This window comes from Achromobacter sp. 18P8.1.1, from assembly GCF_057799415.1.
Window position 1 is genome coordinate 37,933 of the sequence record NZ_JBYOKH010000028.1, and the last position, 21,871, is coordinate 59,803.

Annotated in this window: 18 protein-coding genes; 7 read left to right on the forward strand and 11 right to left on the reverse strand. The window is 65.0% G+C overall.

Annotated elements, in window-relative coordinates:
• The first annotated feature begins 242 nt into the window (after positions 1-242).
• The 5 genes from AC27VE_RS18365 (at position 243) to AC27VE_RS18385 (ending at position 5,341) form a co-directional block, all read left to right on the forward strand.
• A complete protein-coding gene (locus AC27VE_RS18365) occupies positions 243-1,232 on the forward strand; it encodes a Bug family tripartite tricarboxylate transporter substrate binding protein (RefSeq protein WP_006224969.1) in 990 nt (329 codons plus the stop codon).
• Between the two features lie 71 nt (positions 1,233-1,303).
• Positions 1,304-2,179 (forward strand): N-formylglutamate amidohydrolase, encoded by an 876-nt coding sequence (locus tag AC27VE_RS18370; protein WP_035213185.1) that lies wholly within the window; start codon positions 1,304-1,306, stop codon positions 2,177-2,179.
• A gap of 287 nt (positions 2,180-2,466) precedes the next feature.
• The gene (locus tag AC27VE_RS18375) at positions 2,467-3,585 is read left to right on the forward strand and encodes a Re/Si-specific NAD(P)(+) transhydrogenase subunit alpha (protein ID WP_488704641.1); all 1,119 of its coding nucleotides are present in this window, start codon (positions 2,467-2,469) and stop codon (positions 3,583-3,585) included.
• A 2-nt stretch (positions 3,586-3,587) separates the two neighbouring features.
• Entirely contained in the window at positions 3,588-3,905 is a 318-nt protein-coding gene (locus tag AC27VE_RS18380) for an NAD(P) transhydrogenase subunit alpha part 2 (protein WP_006224972.1), read from the forward strand.
• Complete coding sequence (locus AC27VE_RS18385) at positions 3,902-5,341, forward strand: NAD(P)(+) transhydrogenase (Re/Si-specific) subunit beta (protein ID WP_488704642.1); 1,440 nt, start codon at positions 3,902-3,904, stop codon at positions 5,339-5,341. The genes AC27VE_RS18380 and AC27VE_RS18385 overlap by 4 nt, the downstream gene beginning before the upstream one ends.
• Before the next feature lie 54 nt (positions 5,342-5,395).
• Here the strand turns inward: AC27VE_RS18385 and glcF are convergent, their stop codons facing one another.
• The 10 genes from glcF to tldD form a co-directional block, all read right to left on the reverse strand.
• Positions 5,396-6,631 carry a glycolate oxidase subunit GlcF gene (gene glcF / locus AC27VE_RS18390; RefSeq protein WP_280025248.1) on the reverse strand — a complete coding sequence of 412 codons (1,236 nt, stop codon included), beginning with the start codon at positions 6,629-6,631 and terminating at the stop codon, positions 5,396-5,398.
• A gap of 6 nt (positions 6,632-6,637) precedes the next feature.
• Positions 6,638-7,744 (reverse strand): glycolate oxidase subunit GlcE, encoded by a 1,107-nt coding sequence (gene glcE / locus AC27VE_RS18395; protein WP_424625728.1) that lies wholly within the window; start codon positions 7,742-7,744, stop codon positions 6,638-6,640.
• 12 nt (positions 7,745-7,756) lie between these two features.
• Positions 7,757-9,256: an FAD-linked oxidase C-terminal domain-containing protein gene (locus tag AC27VE_RS18400; protein ID WP_006224976.1), complete on the reverse strand. Its 1,500-nt coding sequence runs from the start codon at positions 9,254-9,256 to the stop codon at positions 7,757-7,759.
• 131 nt (positions 9,257-9,387) lie between these two features.
• A complete protein-coding gene (locus AC27VE_RS18405; protein ID WP_488704643.1) occupies positions 9,388-10,236 on the reverse strand; it encodes an IclR family transcriptional regulator in 849 nt (282 codons plus the stop codon).
• A gap of 44 nt (positions 10,237-10,280) precedes the next feature.
• Positions 10,281-10,997 (reverse strand): SDR family NAD(P)-dependent oxidoreductase, encoded by a 717-nt coding sequence (locus tag AC27VE_RS18410; protein WP_488704644.1) that lies wholly within the window; start codon positions 10,995-10,997, stop codon positions 10,281-10,283.
• Between the two features lie 10 nt (positions 10,998-11,007).
• Complete coding sequence (locus AC27VE_RS18415) at positions 11,008-11,526, reverse strand: 2,4'-dihydroxyacetophenone dioxygenase family protein (protein ID WP_006224979.1); 519 nt, start codon at positions 11,524-11,526, stop codon at positions 11,008-11,010.
• Between the two features lie 3 nt (positions 11,527-11,529).
• Positions 11,530-12,495, reverse strand: coding sequence for a tripartite tricarboxylate transporter substrate binding protein (locus tag AC27VE_RS18420; RefSeq protein WP_488704645.1), 966 nt, complete (start codon positions 12,493-12,495; stop codon positions 11,530-11,532).
• A 242-nt stretch (positions 12,496-12,737) separates the two neighbouring features.
• Entirely contained in the window at positions 12,738-14,147 is a 1,410-nt protein-coding gene (locus AC27VE_RS18425; protein WP_088590599.1) for an FAD-binding oxidoreductase, read from the reverse strand.
• Between the two features lie 102 nt (positions 14,148-14,249).
• Complete coding sequence (aroG, locus tag AC27VE_RS18430; RefSeq protein ID WP_006224982.1) at positions 14,250-15,323, reverse strand: 3-deoxy-7-phosphoheptulonate synthase AroG; 1,074 nt, start codon at positions 15,321-15,323, stop codon at positions 14,250-14,252.
• Positions 15,324-15,600: 277 nt separating this feature from the next.
• The gene (gene tldD, locus AC27VE_RS18435) at positions 15,601-17,061 is read right to left on the reverse strand and encodes a metalloprotease TldD (RefSeq protein WP_006224983.1); all 1,461 of its coding nucleotides are present in this window, start codon (positions 17,059-17,061) and stop codon (positions 15,601-15,603) included.
• A gap of 837 nt (positions 17,062-17,898) precedes the next feature.
• Here tldD and AC27VE_RS18440 point away from each other — a divergent pair.
• Positions 17,899-18,282 carry an H-NS histone family protein gene (locus AC27VE_RS18440; protein ID WP_006224984.1) on the forward strand — a complete coding sequence of 128 codons (384 nt, stop codon included), beginning with the start codon at positions 17,899-17,901 and terminating at the stop codon, positions 18,280-18,282.
• An 88-nt stretch (positions 18,283-18,370) separates the two neighbouring features.
• On the opposite strand, the gene AC27VE_RS18445 is transcribed toward AC27VE_RS18440, so the two are convergent.
• Complete coding sequence (locus tag AC27VE_RS18445; RefSeq protein WP_488704654.1) at positions 18,371-18,994, reverse strand: DUF4136 domain-containing protein; 624 nt, start codon at positions 18,992-18,994, stop codon at positions 18,371-18,373.
• 163 nt (positions 18,995-19,157) lie between these two features.
• Between AC27VE_RS18445 and pepN the strand changes: the two genes are divergently transcribed.
• Positions 19,158-21,863: an aminopeptidase N gene (pepN, locus tag AC27VE_RS18450; RefSeq protein WP_488704646.1), complete on the forward strand. Its 2,706-nt coding sequence runs from the start codon at positions 19,158-19,160 to the stop codon at positions 21,861-21,863.
• Positions 21,864-21,871: the final 8 nt, after the last annotated feature.

The window sequence follows — 21,871 nt, forward strand, 5'->3', positions numbered from 1 at the left end:
GCGTGGGGCTCCTGCCCCAGCGGGGCTTGACCGGGGGATGATCCCCGCTGCCTCCGGCCTATTGAAAAGCAACAAGAAAGTTACACAAAAGTAACGTCCCAACGATGCTGGCCCAAGAGAGGCATGAAAAAAAGTCATAGCTTACGGAGAAACTTTCGTTTGCGCAAACCGCCTCGCCAGGAAAGAATCGTTGCGTTTGCGTCTGCCTTTGCGCATCCGCTTTCCATTTATTAGGGGAATTCATGCAACGCCGTAACGTAGTACTGGGCCTGTGTGTCGCCGCCGCGACCCTGGCCATGCCGCTGACCTCGGGTATCGCACACGCGGAAGACGCGTATCCGAGCAAGCCCATCCGCCTGATCGTCCCCTTCCCGCCCGGCGGCACCACCGACATCGTCGGCCGCCTGTTCGCGGACAAGCTGGGCAAGGAACTGGGCCAGACCGTCGTGGTGGAAAACCGCGGCGGCGCCGGTGGCTCGATCGGCAGCGCCTTCGTCGCCAGCAGCGCGCCGGACGGCTATGTCCTGGGCATCGCCACCGTCAGCACGCACGGCATCAACCCGGCCATCTACCCGAACCTGCCGTTCGATGGCGAGAAGGACTTCACCCCCATCTCGAACCTGGCCGCCGTGCCGAACATCATGACGATCAACCCGAAGGTCCAGGCCAAGAACATGGCCGACTTCATCAAGCTGGCCAAGAGCCAGCCGGGCAAGCTGACGTACGCGTCCGCCGGCAACGGTTCGGTTTCGCACATGATGGGCGAACTGTTCAAGATGGCCTCGGGCACCGACCTGATGCACGTGCCTTACCGTGGTGTGGGCCCGGCGCTGAACGACGCGCTGGCCGGCCAGGTCGATGTCATGTATGACAACCTGCCCTCGACCCTGCCGCACGTGCAGTCCGGCCGCCTGATCGCCATGGCGGTTGCCGCGCCCAAGCGGGTCGCAAGCCTGCCCGACGTGCCCACGTTCGCCGAAGTCGGCCTGCCGGCCGTGAATGACGCGTCCTGGTTCGGCCTGGTCGCCCCGGCCAAGCTGCCGGAACCCATCCTGGCCAAGCTGAACGCAGCGGTGCAGAAGGTCAGCGCCGAAGCTGACGTCAAGACGCGCCTGGAAGCGCTGGGCGCCGAACCGGCCGCCAACAGCTCGGCCGACTTTGGCAAGCAGATCGCGGCGGAAATCGCCAAGAACAAGCGCATCGCCAAAGAAGCCAACGTGAAGATCGACTAAGCGGTCTTCGGCCCCGCCCGCGCAGGCTTGCGCGGGCGGGCGCCTCCGATTCACGAACGCAAGACCCCAATATGCGAATTACCCAACCCCTGTCTTACCGGCTCGACCTTCCGCAGCAATATCCGGATTCGGAAACCTCGGCCCCGCTTGTGCTGGACTCCCCGCACAGTGGCACCGCCTACCCTCCCGATTTCGCGGCCGCGGTGGACTTTGGCGCACTGCGCACTGCCGAGGACACCTGGGTTGACGACCTGTGGGGCGACGCCATGGAAATGGGCGTACCGATGATCGCCGCCGGTTTTCCGCGCGCCTACATCGACGCCAACCGCGCGCCCGACGAGATCGACGAACTGCTGCTGGACGCCGCCTGGCCTGACGCCATCAACGCCTCGCCCAAGGTCAAGCTGGGCAAGGGCCTGATCTGGCGCATGCTGGACGACGGCACCCCGCTCTACAACCGCAAGCTGACGGTCGAAGAAGTCCGCCACCGCATCGACGCCTGCTGGAAGCCCTACCACGCCGCGCTGGGCAAGGTGCTGGACGCCGCCCACCAGAAGTTCGGCAAGGTCTGGCACATCAACTGCCACTCCATGCCCAGCGTCGCCGGCGCCTTCGCCACCGACCGCCCCGGCCTGGTCCACCCCGACTTCGTGCTGGGCGACCGCGACGGCAGCACCAGCGACCCGGCCTTCCGCGAATTCATCGCGGCGTGGCTGCGCGAGCGCGGCTACAACGTCACGGTGAACGATCCCTACAAGGGTGTGGAACTGGTGCGCGCCTTCGGCCGCCCCGAAGAAGGCCGCCACAGCCTGCAGATCGAAATCAACCGCAAGCTGTATATGGATGAGGTCACGCTGCGTCCGACCGAAAACTACGGCCGCTTGAAGGCCGATCTGCGCGACCTGACCGCCGCGCTGATCAACTGGACTCGCGCGCAGACGGCCTGACGCCGGACGCCTGCACGCAAGTAGCCGGCCAGCGGCGTGGTAAGACTGGCCGGAGCAAGTGGGTTGAAAGACCCGAAGCCCCATGGTTCGCCATGGGGCTTTTTTTTGCGCGGAAGATTGCGTAAGCCAAAAGAAGCAATGTCCGCCCCCCGCCAGTCTGCAGCAGAATTGCCGGCCCGCCGCCGGGCCGCCCCAAGGCGGGCCAGCCCCCTCGGGGGGCAGCAAACGAGTGAAACGAGAGCGGCGTGGGGGCATATACTACGGCGAACCTTCTAGGAGAGGCGTCGATGCACATCGGGATACCAAAAGAAACCCGAGACGGGGAAACCCGTGTCGCAGCAACACCGGAAACCGTCAAGAAGTACGTAGGCGGCAAACACACCGTTGTCGTAGAGCGTGGCGCAGGCACTGCGGCCCGCTATCTGGACGACGCCTACGTGGCCGCGGGCGCCACGCTCGGTTCCGCCCAGGATGCCCTGGGCGCCGAACTGGTCATGAAGGTTCGTGCGCCCTCCGCCGCGGAATTACCGCACATGAAGCCCGGCACGGTCGTGGTCGGCATGCTCGATCCGTTCGATGCCGAAGGCCTGGAGCAGATGGCCGGTGCAGGACTGGTCGGATTCGCGCTCGAGGCCGCCCCCCGCATCACGCGCGCCCAAAGCCTGGACGTGCTGTCCTCGCAAGCCAACCTGGCCGGCTACAAGGCCGTGCTGCTGGCGGCGCACCATTACGGCCGGCTGATCCCGATGATGATGACCGCCGCGGGCACCCTGAAAGCTGCGCGCGCGGTGGTCCTGGGCACCGGCGTGGCCGGTCTGCAGGCCATCGCCACGGCCAAGCGCCTGGGCGCGGTGGTCGAAGCGTCCGACGTGCGTCCCGCCGCGCGCGAGCAGGTGGAATCGCTGGGCGCCAAGTTCATCGACGTGCCTTTCGAGACCGAAGAGGAACGCGAGATCGCCCAAGGCACAGGCGGCTACGCGCGCGCCATGCCGCCCAGCTGGATGGCGCGGCAGGCGGCGCTGGTGTCCGAACGCTGCAAGCAGGCGGACCTCGTCATCACCACGGCCCTGATCCCGGGCCGTCCCGCGCCAACACTGGTGTCCGCGGAAACCGTCGCGGCCATGAAGCCCGGCTCGGTGCTGGTCGACCTGGCCGTCGAACGCGGCGGCAACTGCCCCTTGTCCGAGAAAGGCCAGGTCGTGGAGAAGCACGGCGTGACGATCATCGGGCTGACCAACCTGCCCGGCCTGGTGGCCACCGATGCGTCCGCGCTGTACGCGCGCAACATCCTGGACTTCCTGAAGCTCATCATCAATGCGGACGGCGCGCTGGCAATCCAGCGCGACGATGAAATCGTGGCGGCCTGCCTGGTGTGCGAAGGCGGCAATGTGACGCGGAGGACCTGAACATGGAAGCGATCAACCCCACCCTGATGAACCTCATCATCTTCGTGCTGGCCATCTATGTCGGCTACCACGTCGTGTGGAACGTCACCCCCGCCCTGCACACGCCGCTGATGGCAGTCACCAACGCCATCTCGGCCATCATCATCGTGGGCGCCATGCTGGCGGCCGCCTTGACCGAAGGCGGACTGGCCCGCGGCATGGGCGTGTTCGCCGTGGCGCTGGCCGCGGTGAACGTCTTCGGCGGCTTCCTGGTGACCCGGCGCATGCTGGAGATGTTCAAGAAAAAGGATCGCAAGCCGGGCAAGGAGGAAGCGAAATGATCTCGCTTAACCTCGTCACCCTGCTGTACCTGATTGCCTCGGTCTGCTTCATCCAGGCGCTCAAGGGTCTGTCGCATCCCACCACCTCGCGGCTGGGCAACGCCTTCGGCATGGCCGGCATGGCAATCGCCGTGCTGACGACCGCGGCGCTCATCGTCGGCCTGGCCCGCGAAGGCACCGCCACGGTCGGCCTGGGCTGGGTCCTGCTGGGCCTGCTGGTGGGCGGCACCGTCGGCACGCTGATGGCGCGCCGCGTCGAAATGACGAAGATGCCGGAACTGGTTGCCTTCATGCACAGCATGATCGGCCTGGCGGCCGTCGCCATTGCCGTCGCGGTCGTGGCCGAACCGCATGCCTTCGGCATCGTCGCGGCAGGGGCGATGATCCCCACCGGCAACCGCTTCGAGCTGTTCATCGGCACGTTCGTGGGCGCCATCACGTTCTCGGGTTCGGTCATCGCCTTCGGCAAGCTGTCGGGCAAGTACAAGTTCCGGCTGTTCCAGGGCGCGCCCGTGGTGTTCCCCGGCCAGCACATGCTGAACCTGGCGCTGGCGCTCGTGATGCTGGGGTGCGGCGTGTGGTTCATGCTGACGCAGGACTGGACGCCCTTCATCATCATGACGCTGGTGGCCTTCGTGCTGGGCGTGCTGATCATCATTCCGATCGGCGGTGCGGACATGCCGGTGGTGGTGTCCATGCTGAACAGCTACTCGGGCTGGGCGGCGGCCGGCATCGGCTTTTCGCTGAACAACCCGATGCTGATCATCGCCGGCTCGCTGGTGGGGTCGTCCGGCGCGATCCTGTCCTACATCATGTGCAAGGCGATGAACCGGTCGTTCTTCAACGTGATCCTGGGTGGCTTCGGCGGCCAGGCGGGCGGCGGCGCGGATGCCGGTGCGGGCCAGCAGCGCAGCGTCAAATCGGGCAGCGCGGACGACGCCGCCTTCCTGATGACCAACGCCGAAAGCGTGACCATCGTGCCGGGCTACGGCCTGGCGGTGGCGCGCGCGCAGCACGCGCTGAAGGAACTGGCAACCAAGCTCACCGAACGCGGCGTGACGGTCAAGTACGCCATCCACCCGGTCGCCGGACGCATGCCCGGCCACATGAACGTGCTGCTGGCCGAGGCCGAAGTGCCCTACGACCAGGTCTTCGAAATGGAAGACATCAACAGCGAGTTCGCGCAGACCGACGTGGTGCTGGTGCTGGGCGCCAACGACGTGGTCAACCCGGCCGCCAAGAACGATCCGAAGTCCCCGATCGCCGGCATGCCCATCCTGGAAGCTTATAAGGCGCGCACCGTGATCGTGAACAAGCGCTCGATGGCCTCGGGCTATGCGGGCCTGGACAACGAGCTGTTCTACATGGATCGCACGATGATGGTGTTCGGCGACGCGAAGAAAGTGCTGGAAGACATGGTGAAAGCGGTCGAGTAACCGCCGCCTGCCCACGAATGCCCCGAACGGGGCGTTCGTGGGAACCTCCTGCCCTTATGCGGCAACCGCCTTCTGCAACTGTTCGTCCACGACTTCCACCCAATGCCGCACGGGCGTGTCGGTGCCGCTTTGCAGATGCCCGATGCAGCCGATGTTGGCCGACAGGATCACGTCCGGCCCGCCTGCCGCGATGGCGCCCAGCTTGCGGTCGCGCAGTTCCAGCGCGATCTCCGGGTTCAGCACCGAATAGGCCCCCGCCGAACCGCAGCACAAGTGCTTGTCGGCGAACGGCAGCAGTTCAAACCCCAGGTCTGCCAGCAGTTGCTCCGACAGCGGCCGCAGCCCCTGCCAGTGCTGCAAGGTGCAGGGCGGATGGAATGCGGCCCGCGTGCCGGCCGGCAACCGTGCGCGCAGCTGCTCGGCATGCGGCGCCACGATCTCGGCCACGTCCTTCACCAGCGCGACGATATCCGCGGCCTTCTGGGCGTACGCGGGATCGTGTTTGAGGTGATGCGCATATTCCTTCACCATCGCGCCGCAGCCCGACGCGTTCATGACGATGGCTTCGACGCCCCCGTCCTGGACCAGCGGCCACCAGGCGTCGACATTGGCACGCATCTGCGCCAGCGCCGCGTCCTGCGCGTCCAGGTGGAAGCTGACTGCGCCGCAGCACCCGGCGCCCGGCGCGATGCGCGCGCCGATGCCCACGGCATCCAGCACGCGGATCGTGGCCGCGTCGATCGTGGGCATCATGGCCGGCTGCACGCAACCGGCCAGCATGAGCACTTGCCGCGCATGCCCGGCCACGGCGGGCAACGGGCCTGCGTCGCGGCGTTCCGGCACCTTGCGCTTGAGCGCTTCAGGCAAGAAGCCGCGCACGGCCTGTCCCATCCGCATCGCCGGCGCGAACATCGGCGACAGCATGGCGCGACGCAGGAAATTGCGCTTGGCCTTTTCGGCCCAGGAACGCGGAACGCGCTCGTCCACGATCTTGCGCCCGATATCGATCAGATGGCCGTATTCAACGCCGGACGGACAGGTGGTTTCGCAATTGCGGCACGTCAGGCAGCGGTCCAGGTGCTGTTGCGTGGACTGCGTGGGCTCGGCGCCCTCCAGCACCTGCTTGATCAGGTAGATGCGGCCGCGCGGACTGTCCAGCTCGTCGCCCAATACCTGATACGTCGGACAGGTGGCCGTGCAAAACCCGCAATGCACGCAACGCCGCAGGATGGCGTCGGCCTCTTTGCCCAGGTCGGTATCGCGTGCCCAGGATGCCAGGTTGGTTTGCATGATGCGCTATAGCTCCAGGACCAGGCGGCCGGGGTTGAACAGGCCGGCCGGGTCAAGCTCTTGCTTGAGGCGGCGCGTGATTGACGCGATGCCGGGCGCCAGCGGATGGAACACACCGTCGGCCGGCGGCTTGCTGTGGCCCGCGCGGAACAGGGTGGCGTGCCCGCCCAGCCGCGCCGCGGTGTCGCGCAATTCCGCGGCATCACGCGGGCCGGATAGCCAGCGCTGCCCGCCGCCCCATTCGATCAGGGTCGGGCCCATCGCCAGCGCGGCGGCCGTGGGCGGCAAGGCCAGGCGCCACAGGGGCTGACCCGGCGCGAAGAAGGCGTGAGTCTGCTCGCGCAGCGCCAGCCACCAGGCCTGCGCCGCATCGGGATCCAAGGGGTCGCCGCCGATGACCTGGCGCGCGCTGGCGATGGCCGGCGGCGCGCCGGACAGGCGCACGTGCATCACCCCCTCGGCATGCTCATCGCCCCCCGTCCAACTGGTGGCCGAGATCGGCAAGGGCTTGCCGCGCCACAGCGCGAAGCTGGCCAGCGCCTGGGCCTGGGTGGCGGGCATGACGAGCGTCACCTCTTCCATCGGGCGCGGCACTACCTTCAGCGAGACGTCCAGCAGCGCGCCGAAGATGCCGTGCGAACCGGCCAGCAGGCGCGAAACGTCATACCCCGCCACGTTCTTCATGACCTCTCCACCAAACGACAGGATGCGTCCTTCCGAATCCAGCAGCCGCGTCCCCAGCACGAAGTCGCGCAAGGCGCCCGCGCTCATGCGGCGCGGGCCGGACAGCCCCGCCGCCACGCAGCCGCCCACCGTGGCGGCAGCCCCGAAATGCGGCGGTTCGAACGCCAGCATCTGGCCGTTTTCAGCCAGCGCCGCTTCCAGTTCGGCCAGCGGCGTACCCGCGCGCACCGTCACCACCAGTTCGGACGGGTGGTAGCTGACAATGCCGCGATACGGCGTCATGTCCAGCAGGCAGTGGCCGTCTTGCGGCCTTACCGGACGGTAATTGCCGTAGAACGCCTTGCTGCCTCCGCCCATCACAAACAGCGGTTTGTGGCCGGCACGGGCCGTCATGACCTGGTCGCACAATTCCGACAGGACAAAATCCATGGGGGATACGTCCTAGAAGCGGGCGAGATCGGGGAAGCGCAGCTCGCCCGCATGGACATGCATCTTGCCGTATTCGGCACAGCGAGCCAGCGTGGGAATGACCTTTTCAGGATTCAGCAGGCACGGCGGGTCGAATGCCCGCTTGACCGCCAGGAACGCGTCGAGTTCTTCGCGAGAGAATTGCACGCACATTTGATTTATTTTCTCCATACCCACACCGTGCTCTCCGGTCACGGTCCCTCCTACCTGCACGCACAGCTCAAGAATGGCCGCGCCGAATTTCTCGGCCCGTTCCACCTCGTCCGGCTTATTCGAATCGAACAGGATCAGCGGATGCAGATTGCCGTCGCCCGCGTGGAACACGTTGGCGCAACGCAAGCCGAATTCGTCTTCCATCTGTTCGATGGCGCCCAGCACGCGCGCCAGATGGCGGCGCGGAATCGTGCCGTCCATGCAGTAGTAATCCGGCGACACGCGGCCCGCAGCCGGAAATGCGTTCTTGCGGCCGGCCCAGAATTTCAGCCGTTCGGCCTCAGAGGTCGATACCTGGCAGCGCGTGGCGCCGGCGGCGCGGAACACCGCTTCCATCCGGTCGATCTCGTGCGCCACCTCTTCGGGCGTGCCATCGGACTCGCACAGCAGGATCGCCTGTGCGTCCATGTCGTAGCCGGCGCGCACGAACGGTTCGACCATATGCGTGGCGCGTCGGTCCATCATTTCAAGCCCTGCGGGGATCATGCCCGCCGCGATCACCTGCGTGACCGCGTTGCCGGCTGCCTCGACACTGGAAAAACTGGCCATCACGACCTGCGCGCAAGCCGGCTTGGGAATCAGCTTGACCGTCACCTCGGTGACCACGCCCAACATGCCTTCGGATCCGATGAAGACGGACAGCAGGTCCAGGCCCGGCGCGTCCGGCGCTTCGGAACCCAACTCGACCACGTCGCCGTCGATCGTGACCACGCGCACGCGCAGCACGTTGTGCACGGTCAAACCGTATTTCAGGCAATGCACGCCGCCGGAATTCTCGGCCACATTGCCGCCGATGGAACAGGCAATCTGGCTGGAGGGATCGGGCGCGTAGTAAAGCCCGTAAGGCGAGGCCGCTTCCGAAATCGCCAGATTGCGCACGCCAGGCTGCACGATCGCCGTGGCGCTGGCCAGATCGATATGCTTGATGCGGTTGAACTTCGACAGGCCCAGCAGTACACCCTGGCTGTGCGGCATGGCGCCGCCGGACAGGCCGGTGCCCGCGCCGCGCGCGACGATCGGCGCGTTCAGCCGCTTGCAGATGCGCATGACGGCTTGGACTTGTTCTTCGGTTTCCGGCAACGCCACGACGGCAGGCAGCGCGCGATACAGCGACAGGCCGTCGCATTCGTAGGGGCGCGTGTCCTCTTCGCGGAACAATACGCAGTGCGCGGGCAACGCGGCCGACAACGCCTCGATCAGCTGCTGCAACGAATAAGGCGCCTGCACTTGTGCCAGGCCGGTTTCGACCAGTGAATTCATGAGCGCAACAATAGCGCGACCAGTCCCTTAAAACAGGCCGGGATTTACCCGCATCCAGTCGTCTACCCTGCGGCGCACACGTAACCAGCGGTAATTCCAGACGGTGTTTGTCGTGGAAAAGCCGCAGCCGATCAGCCTGAAAAATCCAGCATCGCCAGCTTTCTGGAAATTGCCGCGCACGTGTCGACCAGCGGCTTGATATAGCTGACCTCGCGATTGGCGCTCATGCGGAACGCGGGAATGCTCAAACTCACGCACGCGACCGGCATGCCCTGCTTGTCGGTGATCGCGCAACCGAAGCAGAAGATGTCCTTCTCGTTCTCTTCACGGTCTTCCGCGTAGCCCTGCCGGCGGATCTGCTCCAGCTCTTTGCGCAACGCCTGCGGCGTGCGCAGCGTGGCCTCGGTGAACACTTTGAAATCCAGGGTCTGGATGAGGGCGTCGCGCGCTGCCGGAAGTAGCTGCGCCAGATAGGCCTTGCCCACCGAACTGGAGTACATCGTGACGCGGCTGCCCAGGCGCGAGTTCATGCGCACCGCCTTCGGGCTTTCCAGCTTGTCGATGTAGGTCATTTCGGACCGGTCCGGCACCGCAAGATGCACGGTTTCCTGCGTGACCTCTTTCAGGTCGAACAGGTGGTCCTTGCACAACTGCCGGATGTCGGAGCTTTCCAGCGCGCGGCTGGCCAGGCTGACAAGCCGAGGGCCCAGTGCGAAGGACTGGCCATTGCGTTTGGGCACGATCAATTGTTCGGCGATCAGCGCCTCGACGATGCGGTAGATCGTCGGGCGCGGATAGCCCAGCCGGGCACTCAGCTCGTTGACCGTCCAGGCTGTATCACCCCCCAACGCGATGGCGTCGAGCACGCGCATGAACTTGGAGAAAGAGGCGGTGCCGGCGACGGCCGGCGCCGCAACCGATGCAGTCGACGCGGCCTCTGTGGCGGCGGCGCGGGGAAGCTTCACGCGGGGGACTTTCATTGACGGTTTCCGTGACAAAGCGCGCCGGCGGGCCGGAGCGCGGGTCAGGTTACCATGTAGCCGCCATCCACCGGCATCACCACGCCCGTCATGAACGCCGACGCCGGCGAACACAGGAACATGACCGCCTGCGCCACGTCGTCCGGCGTGCCCCAGCGCTTGAGCGGTGTGCGTTCCAGGATGCGCGAGGCGCGCGCCGGGTCTTTCTGCAAGGCCTCCGTCAGCGGCGTGGCGATCCACCCCGGCGCCACCGCATTGACCCGGATGTCCGCCTCGGCATAAGCGATGGCAAGCGACTTCGTCAGTTGCGCCACCCCGCCCTTGCTCGCGCTATAAGCCGGCACCAGGCCGCCGCCAAAGAAACTCAGCATCGACGCCGTGTTGACGATGCATCCCTTGGCGCGCGCCAGCTGCGGCCGCAACGCTTCGCACACGCGCATGGTGCCGGTAAGGTTGATGTCCAGCACGCGCTCGAACACGGGCAGCTTGAACTCCTCTTGCCGGAAGATCACGCCGGCGCAGTTGATGAGGATGTCCACGCGTTCCAGCGTGGCGGCAAACGCGGCAACGTCTTCCGCTCGCGTGACGTCCAGCGTCGCCACCTCCACACCGGCCGGCGGCGCTTCGGCCGATGGCAGCCCCACCGCGATCACGCGCGCGCCCAGCCGCGCCAGCGCTTCGGCTACGGCCCGGCCCAGCCCCTGGGTGCCGCCCGTGACCACCGCGGTCTTTTCCTTGAACAGCCCTGCCTGAAAGCTCATGGCGTGTTCCTCAGCGGACGAACTGATCGACATAGTCCGCCCCCAGCCCCACGCTTTCGTAGTGCTTGCGACACATGTCCAGCTTGGTGAACACGTCTTCGTAGCCCGTGTGCCGGCCCTCGCTGTCGCAGTAGTACATGACGCCGTTGACCTGGAACATCGTGATCATTTCCTCCACGTCTTCCGGGACGTACAAGGTGTGCGTTTCGCCCGGGGGCTCGAAAACGTAGCTGCCTTCGCGGGCGATCCAGTCGTGCTCCAGATAACGCCACGACCCCTTGATGACATAGCCATGCACCGCCTGCGGATGACGGTGGCAGCTCAGCACGCCCGACTTGCGCACGCGCAGCAGGTTCATCCAGTAGCCCTGCGACACGTTCAGACAGAGCGGCCGGAACCAGACGTTTTCGGCCTGGGGCACCCAGACGCGCTCGTCGTCGGGAATCACCTGCGGCACCACGATGTCGGGCAGCGCTTCCTTGGGGTTGGGATAACGGTAGGGAGTGGGCACAGCAGTCGTTTGGCTCATGGCTTATTTGATGCTCAGGGTCTTCAGGACTTGCGCGTAATCGGCGGTCTCGGCCGCCATCTTCTTTTCGAAAGCGTCGCCGTCGGCATAGACGTAACCCAGGTTCTGGGCCTTGATCGCCGCGATCAGCTGCGGGTCCTGCGCGACTTTTTCGAAGACTTCCTTCAGCTTGGCCACGGTGGCGGGCGGCATACCTTTCGGCCCGGCGATGCCGCGCCAGGTGCCGTACGCCACGTCCAGGCCCTTCTCCTTGGCTGTCGGCACGTCGGGGAATTCCGGCACGCGCTTGTCGCTCATCAGCACCAGCAGGCGCAGCTTGCCGGCGCGCACGTATTCGGACGCCTCGGCAGGGCTCGTCGCCACCGCATCCAGCTGGCCGCCCAGCAGGTTCAGCAAGGCCGGGCCGGAACCCGGAAACGGAATGTGCGTGAAGCGGGTGTCGGACTTGACCTCGAAGGCGCTCAGCGCCACGTCATAGATGGACCCGGTGCCCGAGGTGCCGACGTTCATCGTGGCCGGCGCCTTCTTGGCCGCGGCCATGAATTCCTCAAGCGTCTTGTAGGGCGAATTGATCGGCACCACGATCGCGGCAGGGTCGGCGTTCAGCTGCACCAGCGGCGTGTAGTCCTTGTAGGTGTGGTCGAAGAGACCCAGCAACGGCAGGATCACGAACTCCGCCGTCACGACGGTCAGCGTGTGGCCGTCGTTCTTGCTGTTCAACACGTACTTCCAGCCCACCGCGCCGCCCGCGCCGGACTTGTTCAGCACCACCATGCCCTTGGGGAAATACTGCGCCGACACCTTGGCAAAGGTGCGGGCCACGGCATCCGTGCCGCCGCCCGGCTGGAACGGCACCACCAGCGTGACCGGTTGGTTCGGATACGCGTCCGCCTGCGCATGCGCCGGCAGCGCCGCCGCCAGGCCAGCCACGCTCAGGGCGGCCGCCATCAAGCCTTGTCTCATCAACATCCTTGTCTCCTTGGTTTCGGGGCGCGCCTTCTGTCGAGGCGTCGCCCGCTTTGATTTTTCCGCAGACCTTTATTGGAATATCCACAATGTGGACATTTGTCTACGAAAAAATAGAGTAAAGGATTTGATGAAAGGTGTCACTGGAAATTCACTACCCCCTCCCCCCGGGCCCAAACAAAAAAAGCCGACGGGCAGTGCCGTCGGCTTCGGGTCTTGCGGGCTGCGCGGTCGCCGCGCGGCGTTTACCAGGACACGATCTTGCCCGGGTTCAGGATGTTGTGCGGATCAAACGCATGCTTCAGGCTGCGCATCAGGTCCAGCGCGTCTTCGCCGTGCTCTTCCGCCATGAACTGCATCTTGTGCAGGCCCACGCCATGTTCGCCGGTGCAGGTGCCGTCCGCGGCGATCGCGCGGCGCACCAGGTTGTGGTTGATCGTTTCGGACTCTTCCCATTCCTTCGGATTCTCGGCATCCAGCAGCATCAGCACGTGGAAGTTGCCGTCGCCGACGTGGCCGACGATGGTGTACGGGAAGCTTGCGCGGTCCAGTTCCTCGACAGTGTCGCGCACGCAGTCGGCCAGCCGCGAGATCGGCACGCAAACGTCCGTGGTGCTGGCGCGGCAGCCGGGCCGCAATTGCAGGCCGGCGAAGTAGGCATTGTGGCGGGCGGTCCAGAGGCGGCTGCGGTCTTCGGGGCGCTCGGCCCACTCGAAGTCCATGCCGCCGTGTTCGGCGGTGATCGCCTGCACCGTTTCGGCCTGCTCCTGCACGCCTGCCGGGCTGCCATGGAACTCGAACACCAGCAGCGGCGTTTCACGCAAGGTGAGCTTGCTGTACTGGTTGACCGAGCGCACGCTGGCCGCGTCCATGAATTCGACGCGCGCGACCGGCACGCCCATCTGGATGATCTCGATCACGCTCTGGACGGCATCGTCCAGCGTGGGGAAATTGCAGACCGCGGCCGACACGGCTTCGGGTTGCGGATACAGGCGCACCGTCACTTCGGTAATGATGCCCAGCGTGCCTTCGCTGCCGATGAAAATGCGCGTGAGGTCATAGCCCGCCGACGATTTGCGCGCACGCCCCGCCGTGCGGACGATGCGGCCGTCGGCGGTCACCACCGTCAACGACATGACGTTCTCGCGCATCGTGCCATAGCGCACGGCATTGGTGCCCGAGGCCCGCGTGGCGGCCATGCCGCCCAGGCTGGCGTCGGCGCCCGGGTCGATCGGGAAGAACAGGCCGGTGTTGCGGATCTCTTCGTTCAACTGCTTGCGCAGCACGCCCGCCTGCACGGTAGCGGTCAGGTCTTCGGCGTTGATCGCCAACACCTTGTTCATCTGCGACAGGTCCAGGCTGATGCCGCCCTGGATCGCCAGCACGTGGCCTTCCAGCGAAGAACCTGCGCCATAGGGAATCAGCGGAACACGATGCTCGTTGCACAGCTTGGCGACCTCGGCGACTTCCTCGGTGGTGTGCGCGAAGACGACGGCGTCCGGCAGCATCGGCGGATACGGCGACTCGTCGCGGCCGTGGTGTTCACGCACGGCGGAGGACTCGGACAGGCGGTCGCCAAAGCGCGCGCGCAAGGCATCCAGACAGGCGGCCGGCACCGGGCGGCGCAACGTTTCAGCGTGCAAGGGAGCGTTCATGATCAGCGTGTTCTCGGGTTCGGTAATCAGAATATTCTACGCCGCTGCGCATGCTGCGCCGCACACCGCCCCAGGCAGGCGGCACACGGCGCTCGCACGGCATTACTTGCCGGAGGTCAGCGCGACCCGGCGGCGCTCGCGCACCGCGTGCGCCAGGCGTTCCAGCACGGCCACCGACGCGTCCCAATCGATGCAGCCGTCGGTGATGCTTTGGCCATAGACCAGCGGCTTGCCCGGCACCATGTCCTGGCGTCCGCCCAGCAGGTGGCTTTCCACCATCACGCCGACCAGACGCGCGTCGCCCGCTTCCATCTGGCGCGCCACGTCATCGATCACCCGCGGCTGGTTTTCAGGGTCTTTGCTGCTGTTGGCATGGCTGGCGTCCACCATGATGCGTTGCGCCAGGCCGGCCTTGGACACGTCCTGGCAGGCCGCGTCCACGCTGGCCGCATCGTAGTTCGGCGTCTTGCCGCCGCGCAGGATGACGTGGCAGTCCTCGTTGCCGGCCGTCGACACGATCGCCGAATGCCCGCCCTTGGTCACCGACAGGAAATGGTGCGGCTGCGATGCGGCCTTGATGGCGTCCACCGCGATCTTCACATTGCCGTCCGTGCCGTTCTTGAACCCCACCGGACACGACAGGCCCGAGGCCAGTTCGCGATGCACCTGGCTTTCCGTCGTCCGTGCCCCGATCGCCCCCCAGGAGACCAGATCCGCGATGTACTGCGGCGTAATCATGTCCAAGAACTCGCAACCCGCCGGCAGCCCCAGGCTGTTGATGTCCAGCAGCAGTTCGCGGGCCACGCGCACGCCCTTGTTGATGTCGAAGCTGCCGTCCAGGTCCGGGTCGTTGATCAAGCCCTTCCAGCCCACCGTGGTGCGCGGCTTTTCGAAGTACACGCGCATCACGATTTCCAGATCGGCGCTCAGGCGGTCGCGCACCGGCTTCAAGCGCTTCGCATATTCGATGGCGGCACGCGTGTCATGGATCGAACACGGCCCGATCACGACGATCATGCGGTCGTCCATGCCGTGCAGGATGCGGTGCATGCCCTGGCGGGCGGCGAATACGGTATCGGACGCCTCCTTCGTGCACGCGAACTCGCGCATCACATGCGCGGGCGGATTCAGTTCCTTGATTTCTCGAATACGAAGGTCGTCGGTATTGTGTGACACGGTACTGCTCCTGGGTTGCCCGCCAACGGGGTCCATTCCGATCGGTCTTTCCCGATCCCGGCGGCACAAAAAAAGCCGCCAGTTCGCTGGCGGCTTTTTTGGGGGGATTCTTTCCAAACTTCAGATTGAGCGCGTCCCTTCCTCCGCCAGCGGCTTCAGAAAACCATAAAAATAAAAGTAAAAGGCGGGGGACGCGAATTTCATGGGGATTGACTCTAGCACAGTTTTTTCGGGCCGTCACATCGTTTTTAAGGGACGCGACGGCCTTGCATGACGATTACGCCGTGCCGCCGACCGTCAGGCCTTCCATGCGCACGGTCGGCATGCCCACGCCCACCGGCACGCTCTGGCCGTCCTTGCCGCAGGTGCCCACGCCCGAATCCAGCTGCAGGTCGTTGCCGATCATCGTGACGCGCGTCATGGCGTCGGGGCCATTGCCGATCAGGGTGGCGCCCTTGACGGGATAAGTCACCTTGCCGTCTTCGATCATGTAGGCCTCGGAGGCCGAGAACACGAACTTGCCGCTGGTGATGTCAACTTGGCCGCCGCCGAAATTCACCGCGTACAGCCCGCGCTTGACGGACGACACGATTTCCTCGGCGGGCTTGTCGCCGGCCAGCATGTAGGTGTTGGTCATGCGCGGCATGGGCAGGTGCGCGAAGGACTCGCGGCGGCCGTTGCCGGTCGCAGCCGTCTTCATCAGGCGGGCGTTCAGCGTGTCTTGCATGTAGCCGCGCAGGATGCCGTCTTCGATCAGCACGTTGCGCTGGGTGGCGTTGCCTTCATCGTCGATGTTCAGCGAGCCGCGGCGGTCCGGCAGCGTGCCGTCGTCCACCACGGTCACGCCCTTGGAGGCGACGCGTTCGCCGATGCGGCCCGAGAACACGCTGGAACCCTTGCGGTTGAAGTCGCCTTCCAGACCGTGGCCCACGGCTTCGTGCAGCAGGATGCCCGGCCAGCCCGAACCCAGCACCACTGTCATCTCGCCTGCCGGCGCAGGACGCGCTTCCAGATTCACCATGGCTTCGTGCACGGCGCGCTCGACGTAGCTTTGCAGCATTTCGTCGGTGAAATACGCCAGGCCCAGGCGTCCGCCGCCACCCGCATGGCCCATTTCGCGGCGGCCGTTGCGTTCGGCGATCACGGTGAGCGACAGGCGCACCAGCGGACGCACGTCGGCGGCCAGGCGGCCATCGCTGCCGGCCACCAGCACCACGTCGTATTCGGCGCCCAGCCCTGCCATCACCTGGATGACGTGGGGATCGCGCGCACGCGCCATGCGTTCGATGCGTTCAAGCAACGCGACCTTTTCCGGAGCGCTCAACGTTGCGACGGGGTCGATGTCCGCGTACAGGCTGCGGCCCATCTCGGCCTCGACCTGCGCGGCCACCTTGACCTTGCCGGCACCGCGGCGCGCAATGCCGCGCACGGCATGCGCCGACGACAGCAAGGCGTCCGCCGACAGGGAATCGGAATAGGCGAAAGCGGTCTTCTCGCCGCTGACGGCGCGCACACCCACGCCCTGGCTGATCGAGAAGCTGCCAGTCTTGACGATGCCCTCTTCCAGGCTCCACCCCTCGCTGCGCGTGTACTGGAAGTACAGGTCGGCGTAATCGACCTTGTGGGTGAAGATTTCACCCAGCGCGCGCGCCATGTCCGCTTCAGTCAGGCCCCAGGGGTCCAGCAGCAGCGATTTGGCGGTGGCAAGGGATGCAATAGCGGGATCAATGATTTTCATAGGCTCTATTCAGGGGGCGCCGGCGCGGCACGGTCGCGCGCGCTTGCGTTGACGCTCAAGACCGTATCGTAACGCCGACCAGGGGCCGGCGTCCCGCCCCACGCCAAAAGAGCCCGTGGGAGCCCGGTCCGGCAGCGGGCGGAAAATGGCGGACATTATCCGCATCTGAATCAGATGGGGGCGCAATATTGAGTATCAAGTTAAGCAATTGCGACCAGGCATTGTTCCGTCACATAACAGTTTTGTCAGCTTCCCGCGCCCCGGGCATGCGAGTTGAAGGCGCCTTGGCGTACAAGGGCGGCAAATGCACTGAACTCGTCATACAAGCATGAACAAAATGTCACCCGAGCACGCGCTCGGTTCGTTTAAGACCCATATCATTCTCACCAAGCAGGAATGCCAAAATGCATGGCAGCGCGTCAAAACCGCTGCCAAGGGATGAATTGGGCATCAGTTCAAGGCTTTGAAAGCCGACGGCAAACTCAGACTTTAAATCAGCGGCATCGCCTTGAATCCGTTCCCGCTTCGCCCGGACTTCGCCCCGATCTGCCCGTTACGCGAAACAAAGGCCCTCCAAGATGCGGCTAACCCCCGCCATTCGTCCGCCCAGCGTACCAAAGCAGCATTTGTTTCAAGTTGTCCCAAATTTGAGAATATCCTTCCCAATACTTGTTCCCTGCGGACAACCGCCAGCCTAAAGGCTCTCCGGCCCTTTTGATACAAAGTAATTAGTCCGAAAATAGAGAAGTCAAGCCGCAACTTCTGTATTATGCGAAGCACAACAAATAAACATAACTTCGCCGGCGATTAAAGCAGTTCCATAATCAGGAATAAACCATGGCCCGAGAAACATACGCAGCACTGCAAGCAAAGATCGAAAAGGAAATCAACAAGCTTCAAAAGAAGGCGGAAGTCCTTCAAACGAAGCGCCGCAAGCCCGTGATCACGTCCATCATCACGTCCATGCGTGAATACGACATCACGCCGGAAGAGATCGTCGCCGCTTATGGCGCCGGCAAGCCCGTGCGTGCTGCCGCAGGCGGCCGACGCAAGGCTGGCGCGGCTGGGCGCCCCGCTACCGCCGCCAAGCGCGCCGTTGCGCCGAAGTATCGCCACCCCCAAACCGGTGAAACCTGGAGCGGCCGCGGCAAAGCCCCGCGCTGGCTCGCCGCGGAAGAAGCCGCAGGCGCTACACGCGACAGTTTTCTTATCAAAGAATAAAACCTATTCGGCAGTAAGAAATAAAATCGGCGCACCAATCTGGTGCGCCGATTTTATTTAAGGAACCTGCCAGAAAGGCGGTCGGGACTTAGCGTAGCGGGAATTCGATTTCGCGTTCGGCCCCATTATTTCCGGGAAAATTGTCAAATATTGCACGAACCAGATAGGGCATCGTGCGCACGAAATCATCGCCCTGGCTCAGTATGAAGGCGCTGGACCGATATACCTCGGCGCCATTGCGCTGCGTATCGCGGATCTTCAAGCTGAGCGTATTGCGCTGGACGGCCATGGGCACATCGACCCAGTCGGGGCCCCAGTAACCGTAGCCAGGCCCCCACGGACGAGGTCCGTAATAGCCGCCGTAACCATAGCCGCCGTAGAAGTACGGGTCATATGGACGCCGCACCATGATCTGCGTCTGGCTCGTGCCGTAGGTAAACGAAACGTCGAAACGGGCCTTGGCTCCCGGTTGGGCCTCGACCAGTCCGGTCGCACCGATGCCGGCGCGCACCATGTCCTGATAAGACTGGTATTCCAGATTATTGGCCTGGTTGGGATCAGCCACGACAAACTGATAACTTTGGCCTTCAACGCCGGTCGGCCACTGCTGGAATGACGTCACCCGGGCCGACACGGAAGGCGCCGCACATCCGGTCAATGCCAGCACCCCCGCAACGGCCAATAACCCGGCCCAACGGCCTACACTGAACATGGACAATCTGGACATTTTGCGACTCCTCTAGCGCGCGACGGCGCCATCATACTGAGCTTTGACAGGGCCTACGGCAAAAAGTTTGCCCTAGCCCGCAAGCGCCAGGCTGCGTTCGCCGCCAGCTACTACAATAGAACCCTCGTTCAACCAGGACTGCAACTCCATGCGCACCGACACGCCCATTACCGTTTATCGCAAGGACTACCAGCCCTACCCGTACGACATTCCTGAAGTCGCCCTGGCCTTCGATCTGGCGCCCGACGCCACCGAAGTGCGTTGCACCATGCAGGTGCAGCGCAAGCCCGGCGCCAGCGCCGACGCCGCCTTGATCCTGGATGGAGAAGACCTGGAACTCGTGTCGGTAGGCGTCAACGGAGCGCCGCTGGCCGCCGACGGTTATCACCTGTCGGAACACAGCCTGGCGATCTACGGCCTGCCGGCCGACGCCACGGTCGAGATCGTCAGCCGCTGCAAGCCGTCTGCCAATTCCACGCTGATGGGCCTGTACGTGTCGGGCGGGAATTTCTTCACGCAGTGCGAAGCCGAGGGCTTTCGCCGCATCACGTGGTTCGCCGACCGCCCCGACGTCATGTCCCGCTATCGCGTGACGCTGCGCGCGGCGCCGCAGTACCCGGTGCTGCTGTCCAACGGCAACCTGATGGCGTCGCGCCAGTTGCCGGACGGCCGCAACGAGGTCGAATGGGAAGACCCGTTCCCCAAGCCCTGCTACTTGTTCGCACTGGTGGCCGGCAACCTGACGCACCGCGAGACCACGGTCAAGACAGCCAGCGGCCGCGATGTGCTGCTGCAGGTCTACAGCGATCCGGGGTCGGAAACCAAGACGGAATGGGCGCTGGATTCGCTGGTACGCGCGCTGCGCTGGGACGAAACCCGCTTCGGCCTGGAATTGGATCTGGACCGCTTCATGATCGTCGCCGTCCATGACTTCAATATGGGCGCGATGGAGAACAAGGGCCTGAACATCTTCAACGCCGCCTACGTGCTGGCCGACGCAGACACCGCTACGGACGCCAACTATGAAGGCATCGAGTCCGTCATCGGGCACGAATACTTCCACAACTGGACCGGCAACCGCGTGACGTGCCGCGACTGGTTCCAGCTGAGCCTGAAAGAAGGCCTGACGGTCTTCCGCGACCAGGAATTCAGCGCCGATATGATGGCGCACGGCATGGACGCGACGGCGGCCGCCAGCGCGCGCGCGGTCAAGCGCATCGACGACGTGGTGGCGCTGCGCGCCGCCCAGTTCCCGGAAGACGCCGGCCCGATGGCCCACCCCATCCGCCCCGAGAGCTACCAGGAAATCGGCAACTTCTATACGGCCACCGTGTACGAGAAAGGCGCCGAAGTCATCCGCATGCAGCACACCTTGCTGGGCGAGGAAGGTTTCCGCGCCGGCATGGACGAATACTTCCGCCGCCACGACGGCCAGGCGGTGACCTGCGACGACTTCGTCGCCGCCATGGAATCGGTCTACGTGCGCCAGCACCCGGGCCGCGACCTGTCGGTGTTCCGCCGCTGGTATCGCCAGGCGGGCACGCCGCGCGTGACCGTCAAGCTGGAGCACGACGCCGCCACGCGCCGCTGCACAGTCACGCTGACCCAGGACTGCCAACCGGTGGGCGTCGAAAAGAAGGCCGGCGCCGACTACGTCAAGGCGCCCTACCATATCCCGTTCGCGATCGGCCTGCTGAGCCGCGACGGCAGCCCCCTGCCCTTGCGCCACGACGGCGCCACCCGTGACACGGCCTTGCTGGAACTGACCACGCAAAGCCAGCAATGGGTGTTCGACGACATCGCCGAACGGCCCATGCCCTCGCTCCTGCGCGATTTCTCGGCCCCCGTCATCGTGGACTACGACTGGACCGACGAAGAGCTGGCCCTGCTGTCCGCGCACGACGGCAACCCGTTCGCCCGCTGGGAAGCCGGCCAGGAACTGGCCACGCGCCAGATCCTGGTGCTGGCCGAAGCCCGCCAGGCGGGCCGCACGCTGCACGCCGACGCCGCCTTCATCGAGGCATGGCGCGCTCAGCTGACGGACCCGGCGATCGACGCCGCCTACCGCGCCCGCGCGCTGGCGCTGCCCTCGGAAAAGACCTTGGCCGAGCGCATGCAGGCCGTGGATCCGCCCGCACTGGCCGTGGCGCGCGACTTCCTGCGCGCCGAACTCGGCCGCCAGCTTGCCGCAGAATTCCGTCAGGCCTTCGAGCAGAACCAGACGCCGGGCGAGTACAGCCCGGCCCCGGTGCCGGCTGGCATGCGCGCGCTGAAGAACCTGGCGCTGAGCCATCTGCTGGCCGCGGGCGAGCATGACGCCCAGCGCCTGGCGGAACAGCAGTACGACCGCGCAGGCAACATGACCGACAGCATGGCCGCGCTGTCCGCTTTGATCAATTACGGCCAGGGCGATTTCCCGCAGGAAGCGCTGGCTGCGTTCTACGACAAGTGGCGCGACAACCCGCTGGTGGTGGACAAGTGGTTCGCTTTGCAGGCCGCCGCCCGCTCCACGACGGTACAGACCGCGCGCGATCTGATGACGCATCCGGCGTTCACCTTGCGTACCCCGAACCGGGCGCGCGCGCTGATTTTCCAGTTCTGCCTGAACAACGCGCGCGGCATGCACCACCCGGATGGCACGGGCTACGCCTTCTGGGCCGAGCAGGTGCTGGCGCTTGACGCGCTGAATCCGGAAATCGCGGCGCGCCTGGCTCGCGCGCTGGACAACTGGTCGCGCTTCGTGCCGGCCCTGCGCACGCCCATGCAGGCCGCCCTGCAACGCGTGCGCGCACATGAAGGCCTGTCGCGCAACGTGCAGGAGATCGTATCCAAGGCTTTAGAATTCGCAGCATAGGGAGACCT

What these genes read in the sequence shown, in the direction of transcription:
- AC27VE_RS18420 (WP_488704645.1), bottom strand. Translation starts at nt 12,495, where the DNA reads ATGTTGATGAGACAAGGCTTGATGGCGGCCGCCCTGAGCGTGGCTGGC.
- tldD (WP_006224983.1), bottom strand. Translation starts at nt 17,061, where the DNA reads ATGAAAATCATTGATCCCGCTATTGCATCCCTTGCCACCGCCAAATCG.
- AC27VE_RS18425 (WP_088590599.1), bottom strand. Translation starts at nt 14,147, where the DNA reads ATGAACGCTCCCTTGCACGCTGAAACGTTGCGCCGCCCGGTGCCGGCC.
- AC27VE_RS18380 (WP_006224972.1), top strand. Translation starts at nt 3,588, where the DNA reads ATGGAAGCGATCAACCCCACCCTGATGAACCTCATCATCTTCGTGCTG.
- AC27VE_RS18415 (WP_006224979.1), bottom strand. Translation starts at nt 11,526, where the DNA reads ATGAGCCAAACGACTGCTGTGCCCACTCCCTACCGTTATCCCAACCCC.
- AC27VE_RS18370 (WP_035213185.1), top strand. Translation starts at nt 1,304, where the DNA reads ATGCGAATTACCCAACCCCTGTCTTACCGGCTCGACCTTCCGCAGCAA.
- AC27VE_RS18375 (WP_488704641.1), top strand. Translation starts at nt 2,467, where the DNA reads ATGCACATCGGGATACCAAAAGAAACCCGAGACGGGGAAACCCGTGTC.
- AC27VE_RS18365 (WP_006224969.1), top strand. Translation starts at nt 243, where the DNA reads ATGCAACGCCGTAACGTAGTACTGGGCCTGTGTGTCGCCGCCGCGACC.
- glcF (WP_280025248.1), bottom strand. Translation starts at nt 6,631, where the DNA reads ATGCAAACCAACCTGGCATCCTGGGCACGCGATACCGACCTGGGCAAA.
- AC27VE_RS18445 (WP_488704654.1), bottom strand. Translation starts at nt 18,994, where the DNA reads ATGTTCAGTGTAGGCCGTTGGGCCGGGTTATTGGCCGTTGCGGGGGTG.
- AC27VE_RS18410 (WP_488704644.1), bottom strand. Translation starts at nt 10,997, where the DNA reads ATGAGCTTTCAGGCAGGGCTGTTCAAGGAAAAGACCGCGGTGGTCACG.
- AC27VE_RS18385 (WP_488704642.1), top strand. Translation starts at nt 3,902, where the DNA reads ATGATCTCGCTTAACCTCGTCACCCTGCTGTACCTGATTGCCTCGGTC.
- AC27VE_RS18405 (WP_488704643.1), bottom strand. Translation starts at nt 10,236, where the DNA reads ATGAAAGTCCCCCGCGTGAAGCTTCCCCGCGCCGCCGCCACAGAGGCC.
- glcE (WP_424625728.1), bottom strand. Translation starts at nt 7,744, where the DNA reads ATGGATTTTGTCCTGTCGGAATTGTGCGACCAGGTCATGACGGCCCGT.
- AC27VE_RS18440 (WP_006224984.1), top strand. Translation starts at nt 17,899, where the DNA reads ATGGCCCGAGAAACATACGCAGCACTGCAAGCAAAGATCGAAAAGGAA.
- AC27VE_RS18400 (WP_006224976.1), bottom strand. Translation starts at nt 9,256, where the DNA reads ATGAATTCACTGGTCGAAACCGGCCTGGCACAAGTGCAGGCGCCTTAT.
- pepN (WP_488704646.1), top strand. Translation starts at nt 19,158, where the DNA reads ATGCGCACCGACACGCCCATTACCGTTTATCGCAAGGACTACCAGCCC.